Below are 14,880 nucleotides of genomic sequence, written 5' to 3'. Positions count from 1 at the left end.
GATGATTGGCCAGCGCGTGCTGTGCCATGAACCGGAGAGCACCGCCATGGTCCGCCGTCTCCGGTGCCAGGAAGGCTGCCGGCAGCCTTTCCCGGACCGTGTCCGGTGCCAGGAAGGCTGCGGGGAGCCTCCCCCGGACCGTGTCCGGGTAGTGGCTAACTTTGAGTGAAACTGGCCAAGTTTGGCCAGATGAACGGACGTCGTCGCTAAGCTTCGGCCAGAAGTAGTGCGGCCCGCGGGTGCTGGTAACACCCCGGGCCGCGTGGCCGAACTCTCGCCGTAACGAGGTCCGACATGCTGACCGTAGTCCGTTCGCCTTCGGGCGAGCAAGAAGGCGAAGGTGCGCCCGCGCGCCGCCGACGCCTCTGCGTCACCCGCTCGCTCTCCGACGTCGAGCGCATGCGGCTCCGCGCCGCGCTCCGCAACCTGCGCGCCTTGTACGGCACGTGGGCATGCCTTGCCGAGGTGATGGGCATGCCGACCCGTTCGATCCGCGCGATCGCGTCGGGCAAGTACGCCGGGTCGCCCGGAACCGCCATGCGCGCCGCGCGTGCAGCTGGAACCACCATCGAGCGGCTCTTGGGCCGCCCCGTGGCCGCCGACCGCTGCCCGCACTGCGGCAGGGGTGCCCCATGAGCGCGTGGGGCCATCAGGCCGGCCCCGCTCGCGTCCTGAACATCGCCGAGATCGTCGCGCAGGAGCCGTTCATCCGGACCGTCCTGCGTGGCCTCGGTGTGCCCGTCGTCGATCTCAGCGACGTGGCTCAGGATGTCGTGCTCGGGGCGTGGATGAGCTCGCAGGCGGGTCGCTACAGGCCCGACCGCACGCGCGAACCTATGGACGCGCTGAAGCGCTGGCTCTTCGGAGTGTGCCGCTTCCACTGCACGCACTACCACGAGCGCGCGTTCCGTCGCCGAGAGGTGCCGGTCGACCACCCATGGGCCGCCACGGGCGAGGATCGAGTGGACCCCGGGCACGTCGGCGAGCGCATCGACGCGGCCGAGGCGCTCATGGCCATCGCTGCGATGCCCATCTGGGCCCGCGAGGTGCTCGTGCTCGCCGCGCTCGGGCACGGAGGCACCGAGATCGCCGACATCCTCCGCATCCCGCTCGGCACGGCGGGCAGCCGCCTGCGGCTCGCTCGGGCCCGCCTCGCTCGCAGGCTGCGCCGGCTCCGGTAGCCCGCCTCTCCCCGCCTTCACCTCGCCCGCCTCCGCCTCATCCCACAACGCCCTGAACGTCCGCCGCTGGACGGGCGGCGAGTTACGGCACGTCGCCGCTCGGCGTATGCCCATCCCGACGCTACAGGAGGACTGAATGCCGACGGTCAAAGAGATGGAGCGAGAGCTCAATAGCCTGCTTGCACCGAATGGGGAGCATGAGGACGAAATCAATGCGGTTGCCTCATCGTTTTTAGCGGAATTCATTGCGTATCTGACGCGCGACGGAGGGGTGGCCTCATTCGAATACATGGGCGTTGCGACATGGAAAAAGATGCAACTCGCGCTGCGCGAAGCGTCGATAGAGACTGTCGCCAACAAGTGCGCCACGATCACCGTCCGTCTGTACAACAAGGAGCACGCCGTGCCCATTGCCGTCAGCAAGCTCGCCAGGGCGCACACCGTAAGCGGCATGTCTATCACCTGGATCATCTCGTGCAATGGCGAGCATATTCAGTACGTCCCAGCGTCTAAGGATACCCACGTGAAAACGTTTGAAAGCGTGTCGACTCTGATCGTGAGTCGAATCAGGGAGAAGGTAATTCACGGTAATATCCAAGCGTCTCCCCTAGTTCTCCCGTGACGTGGTACCAAGTCCCAGGACCACGCAAGACAATCATCGTAGAAACAAGGCCGTCGCGGCCATACCACGGCGCCTCCGTCAGGTATGGCAGTCCTTTAAGGGCTCCAGAGGCCGCTGCGACTGTTCGCGCCGCTAGTAGAAGCGCCGGGGAGCTGTCGCTCATCGCGACACCCCCGCGCAACGCGCCCCGCCGTCTATGACATCCGCTGCACTAGCGCGCCATCTTTCGAGCCGCCCGTGTCGGCAAAGCTCTACCGCGTGCGACATCACCTAGTATGGACTGCCGACGATCCACCCGCAAGCAACTGTTGCTCCGGTTCGAAGACCACGCTCAGCTGCTACGAACGCTCGGCCCTAGGGTCGGCGGCTTCTCTGTGCGGATCTGCCGGCCATACGATAACTGCCGCGTTGCTCGAAAGTGAGGCGCTTTACTTGCGCCTTCGCACCCAGCGTTTGATGAGCATGCGCGAGCCTGTGCGCACCAGAGCAGACAGCCTATTGTGTACGGGTGGGCTCGGCCGCTGAGCGGTCTTCGGACCGTCGGACAACCCCATGATCTGCGCCCACCTAACTACGATCTCCTCTTCGTTAGGTGGCCGCAACTCGACCGCGTAGTGCGGATGCTCTCGCATGAGTGTCTCTTCAGTCTCGATCGACTCTCGAATGGTGACATCTCGCGCGACGACACGCGCGTAGTAATCGCGTCGACGGTTTATTTGCTCCACGTTCGACGGAATGAACACGTACTGCTCTCCGTGCCCCTCGAGAGCGAGAAATTCAACAAGCAGGTCAAAAAACAGCAGGAGTCGATGGCAATCCTCTACGCGGTAATAGCTGCGCGTACCTAGCCCGTGGAGGGCATAATGACGGTTCAAGTGCGACAGACTGAAGTCGGCCGAATCTGTATTGACCCAAAGCCATCTCTCATGAAAATCCGCCAGAGCGGACGCGTACGCCGCATGGAGCTTGGGCTCATACTTGGGCTTCCCAGAGCGAATGCGCCGGCGAATCTTATGTGACTTCATATCCTCCTTGTCTCCTAGCGACCACCCGCAGTACGAGCGCAAGGCCCCTTCTGCCGCTGGAAACAATGTGAGAACGCATGACACGAAGTCGTGCTTGAGGTAGTGCAGTACTCCTCTCTCTAGAACGTGCGAGAATTCGCGCAGATGTGGTAGCTGCGAAGCGCGGTATACGTAGAACGCGCGAAAGTCCGGGTGGTAAATGTTGGCGATCAGTATTTCGTCGACTGTGCGCTCAACGGTTGCCACCTCGGCTGGTGTCGAAGGAGGCTTCGCTTGCACTGACTTGCAGTACGCCGCGAGAGCGTCCCATTGCCCACCGAGCAGAAACGGCGATACCAGACCACCGTAATCCATCAAGACCTTGCTCACTGCACTATATTCGTTTGCGTATTCTTCCATCATACTGCGGCCTATGCGCTAGAGCCACCGTCGTGGCTGATGGACCAGGCTTCTGGCCCATGTCCCAAGTCCCTCCGAGCAATGCGCCACCTGGGCTATGACATCCGCTGTCCTAGCGTCCCATATCCAGCGCCCTTCCGAGCGGTCTTCGCCGGCAAAACCGCTATAATCAGAGGACCTTATACGAAAGTGCCCCGCTCCCAGCGGCAAACTGAGAGCAGGGCGGCAGAAGCCGAGCGGGTTGCCCCGTCCAGCGTCCTGGCAGACCGGATCGTGGGCCCTCCGCCGGGGAAAGGCAAGGGTCCCGTGGCGAACGTGCTCCCACGCGAGCGGCAGCTTGCCGTGCTCGCGGCCTTGGTGGACGGCAACAGCGAGCGCGCGGCCGAGCGCATGACGGGCGTCAGCCGGCCGACGATCAACCGCTTCGCCCTCTTGGCTGGGCAGGGCGCTGCCCGCCTTCATGATCGGCGCGTGCGGGACCTGTCCTGCTCGCTGATCAGCTTCGATGAACTTTGGGGGTGGGTTGCGAAGAAGCCTCACCGCGTAGACCCAGCCGAAGATGCGGTCGATGTCGGCGAGGGGTGGATCTTCGCCGCGATCGACGTGTCGAGCCGGCTCTGCGTCTCGTTCTTCGTCGGGAAGCGAGACCAGGAGAGCACCGACCGCTTCATCGAAGACCTCCGTGCGCGGCTCGTGGTGATGCCGCAGCTCATGACGAGCGACGGCTTCGCGCCGTACGTGTCGTCCGTCGGGACGAGCTTCGGCCCGTCGAGCACCTTCGCGCAGACCGTGAAGCACTACCGCAAGGGGAGCCGCCGCGGTCCGGACCATCGGTACGAGCCACCCAGGGACCCGTTCATCGTCAAGCGAGCGGTCTTCGGCGCTCCCGACATGGCGAAGGCGAGCACGGCGCACTCCGAACGCCTGAACCTCACCATGAGGCACGTCAACGGCCGGCTGCGCCGGCTCTGCTTGGCGTTCTCCAAGAAGATGGAGAACCACAGCGCGGCCGTCGCGCTGGCCTACACGCACTACAACTTCTGCCACGTGGTGAAGACCCTCCGCGTGACCCCGGCGATGCAGGTCGGCGTGACCGACCACGTGTGGAGCGTGGAGGAGTTGCTCGACGAACTCATGTCCGACGCGCCGAGCGAGAAGCCCACCGCCCGACCGCTCGCCCACATCAAGCCGGAGGGAGCGGCGCGAGAGCTCCCCGCGGGGCGCGGGTTCTTGCGCGTGGTCCAGGGCGGCGCCGCCCCGAGCCCGCCCGTCGCCCCTGCGCCACCTCCGCCCGCCCCGATGCCCGTCGCCGCGACTCCGAACGCCGCCACCGTCGAGCCGACCGGTCAGCTCGACCTGCTCTCATGGCGCCCGAAGCCCCGGAAGCCGGTGCAGTTGTCGCTGTTCGACGATCCCGAGCCGATCTGATCAAGGTCCTGACCGCCTGCGCTGGGAACCTCGACGCCAGCTCGCGTGCAGCGCCGGACAGGAGTAGCCTTGCCCGCCATGCCGGACTTACTGAAATGGGAACGCCTCGCCCATGATGACAGCGGCGACATGAAGACGGAGTGGCAGGAGACGTACCGCGCCAGGGTTCATGGCGGCTGGCTCGTTGCCATCTGGGCGACTGTGGAGCGCGATGTCACGGGCACACCGAAGGGACAGGTGGCACCTGCGACCAGCACAACGGTCGCGGCCGGGAGGCGCATCCCGGACGGCTACTGGGGCGGTGGGCTCACATTCGTCCCGGACCCTGACAACAAATGGGATCCGGTTCGCTACGACGGGAGGAACTCGGCGGACCCGAGCGGGAAGCAAACTTAGCCAGATCAAGCGGCTGGCCAAACTTGGCCACTACCCGTGTCCGGTGCTGCCAGGGCTGCCGGCAGCCTCCCCCAGGACCGTTTCCGGTGCTGCCAGGGCTGCCGGCAGCCTCACCTGGACCGTGTCCGGTGCCAGGAAGGCTGCGGGGAGCCTCCCCCCGGACCGCGTCCGGTGCCAGGAAGGCTGCGGGGAGCCTCCCCCCGGACCGCGTCCGGTGCCAGGAAGGCTGCCCGCAGCCTTTCCCGGACCGTGTCCGGTGCCACGAAAGCTGCCAGACTGCGCCGTCTCCCTTAAGCTCGGCCAGAGATGAGCGCGCTCCCTTCCCGCCGTGCGCTGTCCCTTGGAGCTGCCCTGATCGGCGGCGCGGCGCTCCTCGCGCCGCTCGGCATCGCCTCGCTGCGCCGCGCCCCGGCCGAGGGGGTGGATGCCCCGGCGGCGGCGCCCGGATCCCCCGCTGCGGCGACGGCGCCTGCAGACGGCGGCGCCGGCCTTCTGGACGGCGACGCCGGCGCGCCTGCAGACGGCGGCGCCGGCCTCCTGGACGGCGGCTGGGACGCGGGCGGCGCGCGGTTCGAGCTGCCCGCGTGGTCCGCCTCGTCGCGCGCGGCCACCTACGGTGGGCTCTCGGCCGACGGTTGCGACAGGGAAATGAAGCGCCGCGGGATCCCGCACGCCCCGGCGCGCGGCGCCCCGCTGGTGGACCGGCCGATCAGGATCACCGGCGCGCTGCACGGGGTCACGTTTCGCGGCGACGGCGTCGCGAAGCCCAGGTCGGCCTCCCCGTTCGACATCGCCGATTGCCGGCTGGTCCTCGCGCTCGACGATCTCGCCGCCTTCCTGGCGACGCGCGGGATCGTTGAGGTTGTGCACTTCAGCATGCACCGGCCCGGTCCAGCAGGCGCGGTCGCTCCGGCGAAGGCGCCCGCGAAGCCGGCGGCAGGCAAGAAGACCCCGAAGGGCGCCGGCAAAGCGGCGAAGCCGGGTGAGCGCGCCGCGAAGAAGCCGGCGGCGGCGCCGGGGCGCCCCAACCAGCACGCCCTCGGGCTCGCCATCGACGTGGCTGCCTTCGTGAAGGCCGACGGGACTCGGCTCGACGTGAAGGCCGACTGGCTCGGCGCCATCGGCGCGCCGCCGTGCGGCCCCGGATCGGAGCCGAAGGCGCCCACTCCCCACGCGCTCGAGCTGCGGGAGATCCTCTGTTCCATTTCCACGAGCGGGCTGTTCAACGTCGTCCTCACGCCCAACGCGAACGAGGCGCACGCGAACCACTTCCATTTCGATATCAAGCGAGACGCACGCTACTTCCTGCTGGAGTGAGCGCGCGTCACGGCGCCGTGTCGCTCCGCTGAAGTGGACGGATCGAGTGCCCGCCCGAAGCGAAGGGCCCGCACATACCGCTGACCAGCGGGCCGCATTGCGTTATCGAGAGACATTTTCCACGGGCAAATGCATCCTTGAAGCCGTTCCTGCTGGTTGACGCCGCGCGGCTGGCGCAACTACCGTGCACGCGGAATGAGGGACGGGAACAAAGCCACAAGAGGAGCGTCCGTTGTGGCTGTTGCGCTCTGCGCGTGGTGCGCAACCACATCGACCGCGTGCACGTACTCCGATGGCTGCTGGGAGACGCGCACGTGCGCTCCGGATCCGGAGCCGCCGCCCGGACCGTGCGAGGGAGAGCTCGGCACGGCGCCGGCACTCGACGAGTGCGGGGTGTTCGTCAGCGAGCACGGCGACGACAACCATCCCGGCACGAAGGACGCGCCGGTGAAGACGCTCCAGCGCGCGGTCGGGATGGCCGCGACCAGGCGAGGCGGCGGCGAGGCACCGACCCGGCGCGTGTACGCTTGCGGCGAGGTGTTCGAGGAGACGATCTCCCTCCCCTCGGGCGTCGATCTCTGGGGCGGCCGACGCTGCGAGGGCGGCGATTGGTCGTTCGGCGGGCCCGCTCAGCGGACGACCATCGCGCCACCCGGCGGGGTCCCGCTGCGCGTCATCGAGGGAGACGACGCGACGTCGACGATCTCCGGCGTGCGCGTCGTGGCGGCGGACGCCTCGGCGATCGACGGCAGGTCGTCGATCGCGGTGATCCTGAGCTACGGCGCCAGGGTGAAGCTGGTCTCGAGCGTGGTCATCGCGGGCAACGGCAAGGACGGGGAGCCCGGCGAGGACGCGTCGAGCGCCCGCGCGGAGAGCGGGCAGTTCGGGAACGACGGGGCGGACGCCTGCACGGAGGGCGCCGCGACGGGCGCCCTCCCGGTCGTGACCGCGTGCGGCGAGGGCATCGAGTCGACGGGCGGGTACGGGGGCGACGGCGGGATCGAGCGGGGCGGCGACGGCGCTTCGGGGCAGCCCGAGCCCGCACCGAACCCCGAGGGCAAGGGCCTCGGAGGAGCCGGCGCCGGCAGCATGGCGTGCAGCGACGGGACAGATGGCGCGCCCGGCGCGGACCGTGGCCGCGCCGGCGGCGCGGCCGGCATGGGCTATCTCACCGACGATGGGTGGATCGGCGTCCGCGGTGACGACGGGGACCGGGGCGGCGTCGGCCAGGCCGGAGGCGGCGGGGGCGGAAGCAAGTCGGGCGACGGCGTGAGTCCCCCCGTGTGCCCGGCCTCCCGACCCCAGACCGGGGCGTCCGGCGGCTCGGGGGGCGGCGGCGGCTGCGGTGGCCTGGGCGGCAAGGGCGGCGGGTACGGCGGCGCGAGCATCGGCATCGTGGCGCTCGAGGGCACGGAGCTCACGCTCGAGGCCACCGACGTGTTCACGGGCCGCGGCGGGAACGGGGGGACCGGCGGAACGGGCCAGCCGGGCGGCTTCGGCAAACACGGCGGGTACGGTGGCAAGGGGTTCGTGGCCGGGATGTGGAACGCCTGCCATGGCGGCAGCGGCGGCACCGGCGGCCGCGGGGGCGACGCCGGCGGCGGGCTCGGCGGCCCGTCCGTCGGCATCGCCTACGTGGTCCCCAACCTGGCCCTCCGGCCCGGCACCTTGATCACGGTCGGACCGGCCGGCGAGGGCGGCCTCGCGGGGAACGCCCCCGCGGACGATGAGGCAGGCAAAGGCGGTTCCGGTCCTTCGGCGGGGACCCAGGCGTTCAGCGGGCCGAGCGAGCTGCCCCGTTAGCCTTGGAGAGCGTGCGTCCCACGGGACGCTTCCGGTGAGGAATGCCCATGCGCGTGAAGTCCCTGTTCCTTCCGTTCGTCGTCCTGCCGCTCGCCATGGCCGGTTGCGGGAACCCGCCGGAGGTGAACGAGCCGGGCGGCGCACCGCCGTGCGACGCTCCGTCCGCCTGTCCGGGCGATGCCGTCCCGGAGTCGGCGTGCCTCGAGGAGCTCGCCGCGGATCGCGCCATCGACGGCTGCGGGGTGTTCGTCAACATCGACATCCTCGGCGGAAACGACGCGAACCCCGGCACGAAGGACCGGCCGGTTCGCTCGGTCCAGCGGGCGATCGAGCTCGCTCGCACCGCGCGCGGTCGCGTGTTCATGCCCGCCGATACCTTCGTGGGGGCGATCAGGCTTCCTTCCGGCGTGGACATCCATGCCGGCTTCGACTTCCTCGAATGGCGGCGCCGGAGCAGGGACGACAGCGGCCGCATCAATTCCGAGGTGGATGCGCGGATCGCGGTGATCGTCGAGCCGGCACGCCCCGGCGACACGGGGGCCGCGGACGGGGTCTCGACGCTCGATCACGTGTGGGTCCAGAGCGGGGTCCAAATCGGGGTGCTCGTTCAGTCCAACACCGAGGTGGAGATCGTCCATAGCGAGATCAAGGCGCTCTACGTCGGCAGGGCGGGCCACGACGGGGAAGAGTGGCGGCCGAGCCGAGCGGCGGCCGGCCCCGATGGCCTGTTCGGTGAGGACGGGTGTTCCGCCGCGGCGATCCCCGGGGGCGCGGCGGTGACGAACCCGTGTGACGACGGAACGTCGAGCACCGGTGGCAAAGGCGGTGATGGGCTTCCCGCGCGGGCCGAGGACGGGGACACCGGTGACCCGGTGCCGGCGTCCGACCCGTACTCAGGCCTCGGCGGCGACGCGGAGCGCGAGGACAGCGTCTGCGAGAACGGCCGGTCCGGGCTCTCCGGGTCCCCGGGAACGGTGGGGGCGGCCGGCCAGGGCATCGGGCGCCTCACCGAGACGGGATGGGAGGGCGACAAGGGGACGGACGGCGGCAGGGGCACGCCGGGCCAGGGTGGAGGCGGGGGCGGCGGCCGGCGCGGCGGGCTCGCCGTGTGCACGGCGGCGGACAAGGGAGGGGCCAGCGGCGGCTCTGGAGGCGCTGGCGGTTGTGGCGGCCGAGGGGGTCGAGGCGGCGGGAACGGCTCGCCGTCGATCGGCCTCGCTGTGCTGCACGCCAGGGTGACGGTCCGGGACAGCGTCATCAAGGCGCCCGCCGGCGGGCGGGGAGGCCACGGAGGGCCGCCGCAGCAAGGTGGCAAACCTGGACGAGGCGCGCCGGGCGGCGACGGCCGCGACGGAGCGCGGGCCTGCGAGGGGGGCCGCGGCGGTGACGGCGGCGACGGCGGCTACGGCGGCCCCGGGCGCGGCGGCGACGTGATCGGGATCGCCTACCTCGACGAGGAACAGCTCACGCTGGAAGGGGTAACCTTCGAGCTGGGCGTGCCGGGTCGAGGAGGCACGAGCTGGAGCCATGACGGCACCATGACGACGGGAGAGGCTGGCGTCGCCGTGGAGACGCTGCGTTTCCCTGAGTAGGCCGTGGTGCGGGCCAGCTCCTACGCTGGCGGGCGCCTCGTCACTTCTGCGTATCAGGAGCAGATTCGGTGCCGCGACGATCGAAGATCTTCAAAATAGACTCGATCATCGTCCGCAGCTCTTGTGGAGGCCGGTGCGTAATCGTCCACTCCAGCACCAAGCCGAGCAACCTTCGGACGGAGTCACAGTCAGCCTGCCGCACGACCAGCGTCGTCGCCACCTCTCTGGATAGAATCGCATCGAAGGCGTCTCCCATCGAGCACAGAGTCCCTGACCATTCACTCCTCGGGAGCTCGGATGCCGACGCACCGACGTCGCGCGACTCCACGATCGCAGAGAGACAGTTAAGCCCATCGGAGAGCGCCTGCGCCACTTGCCGATCACGCATCATTCGCCCGTCCCCTACTTCTCAAACTGATATCGACAGAGCCAGGTTCCAATCGGATTGCTGACGGTACAGTTGTCTCCGTTCGAATACTGATAAGAGCATGTTCACGTGGGTTTGCTGGTCCGACCGCAGCCGGTCGGCACCTCACCGCGACCGAAAGAGGTTCTGTGCCGATCTCGATGAGCTACGGACTCGTAGGCTCATCGACCCTCTCGCCGAGTCTGCGCTTTATCCAGGTTGAGGCACCTCGACGTACTCTAATCGCCCCGTCTGCTTCACGCACAAAGTCGGGCGCAAGGACGATTGTGGACTTGGTTGGTCGGAATGCAGCAGGATCGGAGCGTGGTCCGGCATCTGGCCCGGCATACCATCCGATCTCTCCGCTAGGGAGCTTTCGTCCGATGATGATGCCGTCACCATCGTTCGGCCAATCGTCGGGTTTATGGATGCCGATCGTTCCATCCACCTCTTGAACGATCACAGCCTCGGGTAGGCTGTCCAGACGACCGTGATAGTTCCTGATCTCTTCGGCGATGATCTCTTGGACGGTCGGTTCGACGTTGGAAGCTGGAGGCTCGCGCTCGGGGGTCTCGGGAACGCTGGACGGCGCGGCCACTGGCTCCGCCGTGTCAATGGCCATGCAGACGTCCAGCTTTGCCCTGGTCGCGGCCAGGGCGCTTCGTTCGGCCTCGCACCCGTCGTCCGAAGGCGTCGCGCCTGGAGACGTGGGTGATCCACTGGCATCCGCTGCGACACCTGGTGCATCCTGTGGTACGGCGCGTCCGAGGAAGACGCCAAGGATGCCAGCCCCAGCAATGATGACGAACCCGAAGGCATGAGAACTTGTCATGGCGCATTCTCACTGCGGCGGCTTCGACGGTTGATCGAGCTTCCCTCCGAACATGAACTGTACGCCAGGGCTCGCAGGCTTTCCGTTGATTGTGATCGTCCCATCCGGCTCACGGTTCCAGACGGGTCGTGGAGGGATCGGAGGATCCCAGGGGCGGAATGCGTCGGGATCTGTGCGTGGTCCGGCGTCTGGCCCTGCATAAACTCCGAGCCGTCCGCTGGGCAACTTGCGCGCGATGATGTATCCATCGCCGTCATCCGGCCATTCGTCAGGTTTATAGACACCGGTCCTCCCATCGTAGTGCTGGACGATCACGGCCTCGGAATAGCTGTCCAAGAGCCGTCGATTCCGACGGATCTCTTCGACCTTCGACATGCGCTGGTCGAGGGGCTGGGATTCCGGAGGATCGGGCTCGGATGGCTTGGCGGCGCCAGATGGCCCGGCCTCGGGAACCCGCGAACGAAGAGCCATGCAGAGTTCCAGTTGTGCGCTGGTCGAGGCGAGAACGGCGCGTTCCTCTCTGCAGCCACGGCCTGGAGGTGCCGCAGTCGAACTCGGGGGCGATGCGCTCGGAGACGCTTGTGCGCCTGGCGCGTCGCACGTAGAGACCCGTCCAATGAAGGCGCCAGCGACACCGGCAATGAGCGCGAACACGAGGCAGCTGCAAGTTGTCATCGCGCCTCTCGCTACCACGCGCAGCCTGGGGGCACGGGCCGACAAGCCGCGTGATCTTGATTCGGCCACTCCTGAGGAATGATGCCGATGTCGCATGGCGTCAGCCAGTTGTTCGGATCTGGCGCAGGGCATACCTGTATCCCGTCGGCCGCCAAATCCTCCGCGCTAATGAGTATCTCCTCCATGAACAGGAGCGTCAACTCGTCAGCACCGACGCCGTTGCACGCGGGCGTGAACATGAGTTGGTCCGTCGCGTAGCAAAACACGACGCAGTTGATCGGCGGATCCGTATGACAGAATGGCTTGGAGAAATCTTGACTGGGCTGCGTTTCTTGACTGTTTTGCGAGCTATCAGGAGTGCATTTCGACGTCTCTGCTCCAATCGAGCAAAGGGCGAACGTCAACGTGATGAACCGAGGAATGTGCGAAGCGAACTGTCTCATGCGAATCTCCTGTGGGTCAAGCTCACGCCTCGCCCCTCGCGGCAGGTTCGGTGACGAGCGGCAACGTTGAGCCCCCGCGGCGCGCGTAGAAACCGCATTCGCTCTCACAAAAGAGCAAGCCCGCCGCCGTATGTCTTCCCGATGCGGCGAGACTCTTCTCACCAGCGCGCGGCGTCAATGGGTGATCAGGAGCACAAATTCTGTCCTTGCGCCAGTTAGGGCGGCCGGACAGGGCATCGGGCGCATCACCGAGGCGACAAGGCGACAAGGCGGCAAAGGCCAGCATAGGCATGCCGGGTCAGGGCGGATGCCTGGCAGCGGTCCGCTCGACGTCCCAGCATGGCGTACGCCGGCGCTGCAAAACCCACACTGGACGCGAAGCACGCTTCGCGGCGCCCCCTCCCCCGCGCCCATCTCATCTGTGCAATCTGGACAGATGCGGCACTTCGTGCGAACTCTTGATGAAGAACATGTCGGTCACGTGTCGCAGCCATGTTCGCGTGCTTTCTGCTGGCGAGGTCCACTGGCAAGAGTGGAGCCCCTCCCGGAACGGCGGCGAGGGCCAGCGTCCCGTGGTCCTGGTGCACGGCCTGTCCGATAGCTGTAGGACGTGGAACCGCCTCGCCCCCGCGCTCGCTGCGGCTGGGCGCCGGGTCGTCGCGCTCGACCTGCCCGGCCATGGCGACTCGGCCCGGCCCGACGCTCCCTATACGGTCGCGTGGTATGCGGGCGTGGTCGCTGAATGGATCCGCGCGCTCCGGCTCGGCGATTTCGATCTGGTGGGGCACTCGTTCGGCGGCAGCATTGCAATGTGCGTGGCCACCGAGCGGCCAGGGCGCATCCACCGCGTCGGACTGGTCGCCGCGGGCGGCATCGGGACCGAGGTCGCGCTGCCGCTGCGCCTCGCCGCGGTGACCGGGCTGATCGAGATGGCCGCGCCGGTGCTCATGGGCGTCGGCACGCACGCGGGGGTGCTGGTCCTCGGCGGCGATTTCAACGCGGAAGAGCGGAGGCACCTCGCCCGGATGAACGCGCGGCCCGGCACGGCGCGCGCCCTGTCGCGCACGCTCCGCCACGCGATCGACCTGCGCGGCCAGCGCCTTCACCTCATGGACATCGCTCATCGGCTCCCGGAGATACCGCCGCTCGCCGTCTACTGGGGCGAGCGCGACCAGGTGATCCCGGCGCGCCACGCGGCGGACATCGATCGCTATCTCGAGGGCGTGGCCGTGCGGCGCTTCGCGAAGGCGGGGCACTACCCGCACCGGGAAGCGGTGGCCGATCTCGCCCCCGATCTCCTCCGCTTCCTCGACGAGCCGCGGCCTGCGGCGCGCCTGCGCGCCGGGGCGCGCGCGCCGCGGGCCAGCCCCCGGTGGCAGCCCTGGCCGGACGCCGCGGTCAGGCGCTGGGCGCGGAGCTCGCTCTCACCGCTGGTCCGGCAGACACCGCAGCAGGACATCGGCGACTCGGCATCTCCCGCCGACCTCGGGAGCCGCCCGCCGCCCGTTCCGTGTTAGCCAAGAGTCGCGCCGCGTTCTCCGACATCCGAACGTCGTGGTCGTGAACGTGGTCGTGGTCGTGGTCGTTCACGGCTTACCGTTGACGACCACGACCACGACCACGACCGCGACCACGTTCACGTTGGTGACCGATGGGGGGGGAGCGGGCGTTAGGCCGCGCTCCCCCTTCCCTGTTGACGCCGTGCCCCCCGGTGCGGTTCTCTCGGGCGCCGGTGCAACTCGAATGTGAGACCTGCGGCGCCTCGCTGCGCGTCGAAGCGGACAAGCGGACCGCTGTGTGCCCCTACTGCGCCTCGCCGTCGGTCGTGGAGCGGCCGCCCTCGAACGATCGGCCGTCGCCGCACTTCATCCTCGGGTTCACAACGACCCGGGAGAACGCGCAGGGCGCGGTCAAGGCGTGGCTGGGGAAGCGGAGCTTCTTCGCGCAGTCCAGCGTCAAGACGGCGACGGTCGACTCGATCCGCGGCGTCTACACGCCCGCCTACCTGTACTCCGCGATGGCGCAGACACGCTACGCGGCGCAGATCGGCGAGGACTACCAGGAAACCGAGACGTACACGACGACCGACGACAAGGGAAACAGCGTCACCCGGACGCGCGTCGTCACCAGGACCGAGCACCGGCACCTCGAAGGCCAGCACGCGACCTACGTCATGGACGTGCTCGTCGTCGCGTCTCGCGCCGTCCCGAACGCCGAGCTCGAGGCGATCGAGCCGTTCGACCTCCGCACGATGCGGCGCTACACGCCCGCGGTGCTCAGCGGCTGGATCGCCGAGGAGCCGACGATGACCCAGGCCGAGTGCTACGGCCTCGCGCGGCGGGAGGCGCTGGAGAAGATCGGCCGCGACCTCTCGGGCTTCATGCCCGGGGACAGCTACCACGGCCTGACGCACGAGACGCGCCTCGACCGCGAGACGCTCGAGCTGCTCTATGTGCCCCTCTGGGTGCTCGCCGTCCGGCACGACCCGCAGAAGCCGCCCTTCCGGGTCCTCATCAACGGCCAGACCGGCGCGATCCACGGCAAGGCCCCCCTCTCCTGGATCAAGATCGCCCTCGCCGTCGTGCTCGTGCTCGCGCTGATCGCGGCGCCGTTCGTCCTCGCCGCGGCGCGCGACCGGGGCCGCGATCCCGCCGAACGGCGCGGCGCCGCGCGGCCGCCCGCCCCCGCCGCCGCCCCCGCGCCGACCGAGGGCGTCCGCTCCGGCGGGGGCAGGCCTGCACCGACCGGAGGGACCCGATGA

General features: G+C 68.4%; 14 protein-coding genes. 10 read left to right on the top strand and 4 right to left on the bottom strand.

Annotation, left to right across the window (positions count from 1 at the left end; genetic code table 11):
• The first annotated feature begins 294 nt into the window (after positions 1-294).
• The 3 genes from WMF19_RS20310 to WMF19_RS20300 all read left to right on the top strand — a co-directional run bounded on the left by WMF19_RS20310 (position 295) and on the right by WMF19_RS20300 (position 1,803).
• Positions 295-636 carry a transcriptional regulator gene (locus WMF19_RS20310; protein WP_437900618.1) on the top strand — a complete coding sequence of 114 codons (342 nt, stop codon included), beginning with the start codon at positions 295-297 and terminating at the stop codon, positions 634-636.
• A complete protein-coding gene (locus tag WMF19_RS20305) occupies positions 633-1,181 on the top strand; it encodes an RNA polymerase sigma factor (protein ID WP_437900616.1) in 549 nt (182 codons plus the stop codon). Before WMF19_RS20310 ends, WMF19_RS20305 begins: the two co-directional genes overlap by 4 nt.
• A 136-nt stretch (positions 1,182-1,317) precedes the next feature.
• Positions 1,318-1,803, top strand: a complete 486-nt coding sequence (locus WMF19_RS20300) for a hypothetical protein (RefSeq protein WP_437900615.1) — start codon at positions 1,318-1,320, stop codon at positions 1,801-1,803.
• Positions 1,804-2,231: 428 nt separating this feature from the next.
• Here the strand turns inward: WMF19_RS20300 and WMF19_RS20295 are convergent, their stop codons facing one another.
• Positions 2,232-3,197: a hypothetical protein gene (locus WMF19_RS20295; protein ID WP_437900614.1), complete on the bottom strand. Its 966-nt coding sequence runs from the start codon at positions 3,195-3,197 to the stop codon at positions 2,232-2,234.
• Between the two features lie 336 nt (positions 3,198-3,533).
• Here WMF19_RS20295 and WMF19_RS20290 point away from each other — a divergent pair, with 336 nt between their 5' ends.
• The 5 genes from WMF19_RS20290 (at position 3,534) to WMF19_RS20270 (ending at position 9,763) form a co-directional block, all read left to right on the top strand.
• On the top strand, positions 3,534-4,655 hold the full coding sequence (locus WMF19_RS20290) for an IS1 family transposase (RefSeq protein WP_437900613.1): 1,122 nt from the start codon (positions 3,534-3,536) through the stop codon (positions 4,653-4,655).
• Between the two features lie 78 nt (positions 4,656-4,733).
• A complete protein-coding gene (locus tag WMF19_RS20285) occupies positions 4,734-5,051 on the top strand; it encodes a hypothetical protein (protein ID WP_437900612.1) in 318 nt (105 codons plus the stop codon).
• A gap of 306 nt (positions 5,052-5,357) precedes the next feature.
• Complete coding sequence (locus tag WMF19_RS20280) at positions 5,358-6,368, top strand: extensin family protein (RefSeq protein ID WP_437900611.1); 1,011 nt, start codon at positions 5,358-5,360, stop codon at positions 6,366-6,368.
• A 234-nt stretch (positions 6,369-6,602) separates the two neighbouring features.
• Entirely contained in the window at positions 6,603-8,171 is a 1,569-nt protein-coding gene (locus WMF19_RS20275) for a hypothetical protein (protein ID WP_437900610.1), read from the top strand.
• Positions 8,172-8,218: 47 nt separating this feature from the next.
• Positions 8,219-9,763: a hypothetical protein gene (locus WMF19_RS20270; protein WP_437900609.1), complete on the top strand. Its 1,545-nt coding sequence runs from the start codon at positions 8,219-8,221 to the stop codon at positions 9,761-9,763.
• A 40-nt stretch (positions 9,764-9,803) separates the two neighbouring features.
• On the opposite strand, the gene WMF19_RS20265 is transcribed toward WMF19_RS20270, so the two are convergent.
• The 3 genes from WMF19_RS20265 to WMF19_RS20255 form a co-directional block, all read right to left on the bottom strand.
• Positions 9,804-10,019 carry a hypothetical protein gene (locus WMF19_RS20265; RefSeq protein WP_437900608.1) on the bottom strand — a complete coding sequence of 72 codons (216 nt, stop codon included), beginning with the start codon at positions 10,017-10,019 and terminating at the stop codon, positions 9,804-9,806.
• Between the two features lie 316 nt (positions 10,020-10,335).
• Positions 10,336-11,001 carry a hypothetical protein gene (locus tag WMF19_RS20260; protein ID WP_437900607.1) on the bottom strand — a complete coding sequence of 222 codons (666 nt, stop codon included), beginning with the start codon at positions 10,999-11,001 and terminating at the stop codon, positions 10,336-10,338.
• A 686-nt stretch (positions 11,002-11,687) separates the two neighbouring features.
• The gene (locus WMF19_RS20255; protein ID WP_437900606.1) at positions 11,688-12,119 is read right to left on the bottom strand and encodes a hypothetical protein; all 432 of its coding nucleotides are present in this window, start codon (positions 12,117-12,119) and stop codon (positions 11,688-11,690) included.
• A 461-nt stretch (positions 12,120-12,580) separates the two neighbouring features.
• Here WMF19_RS20255 and WMF19_RS20250 point away from each other — a divergent pair, with 461 nt between their 5' ends.
• Together WMF19_RS20250 and WMF19_RS20245 are read left to right on the top strand one after the other, a co-directional pair.
• On the top strand, positions 12,581-13,636 hold the full coding sequence (locus WMF19_RS20250) for an alpha/beta fold hydrolase (RefSeq protein ID WP_437900605.1): 1,056 nt from the start codon (positions 12,581-12,583) through the stop codon (positions 13,634-13,636).
• Between the two features lie 176 nt (positions 13,637-13,812).
• Entirely contained in the window at positions 13,813-14,880 is a 1,068-nt protein-coding gene (locus WMF19_RS20245) for a hypothetical protein (protein ID WP_437900604.1), read from the top strand.

Source organism: Sorangium sp. So ce124 (genome assembly GCF_051525235.1).
Taxonomy (GTDB): Bacteria; Myxococcota_A; Polyangia; order Polyangiales; family Polyangiaceae; genus Sorangium; species Sorangium atrum.
The sequence above is the reverse complement of the archived record's forward strand: the minus strand, read 5'-3'. Positions and strand labels throughout refer to the sequence as shown.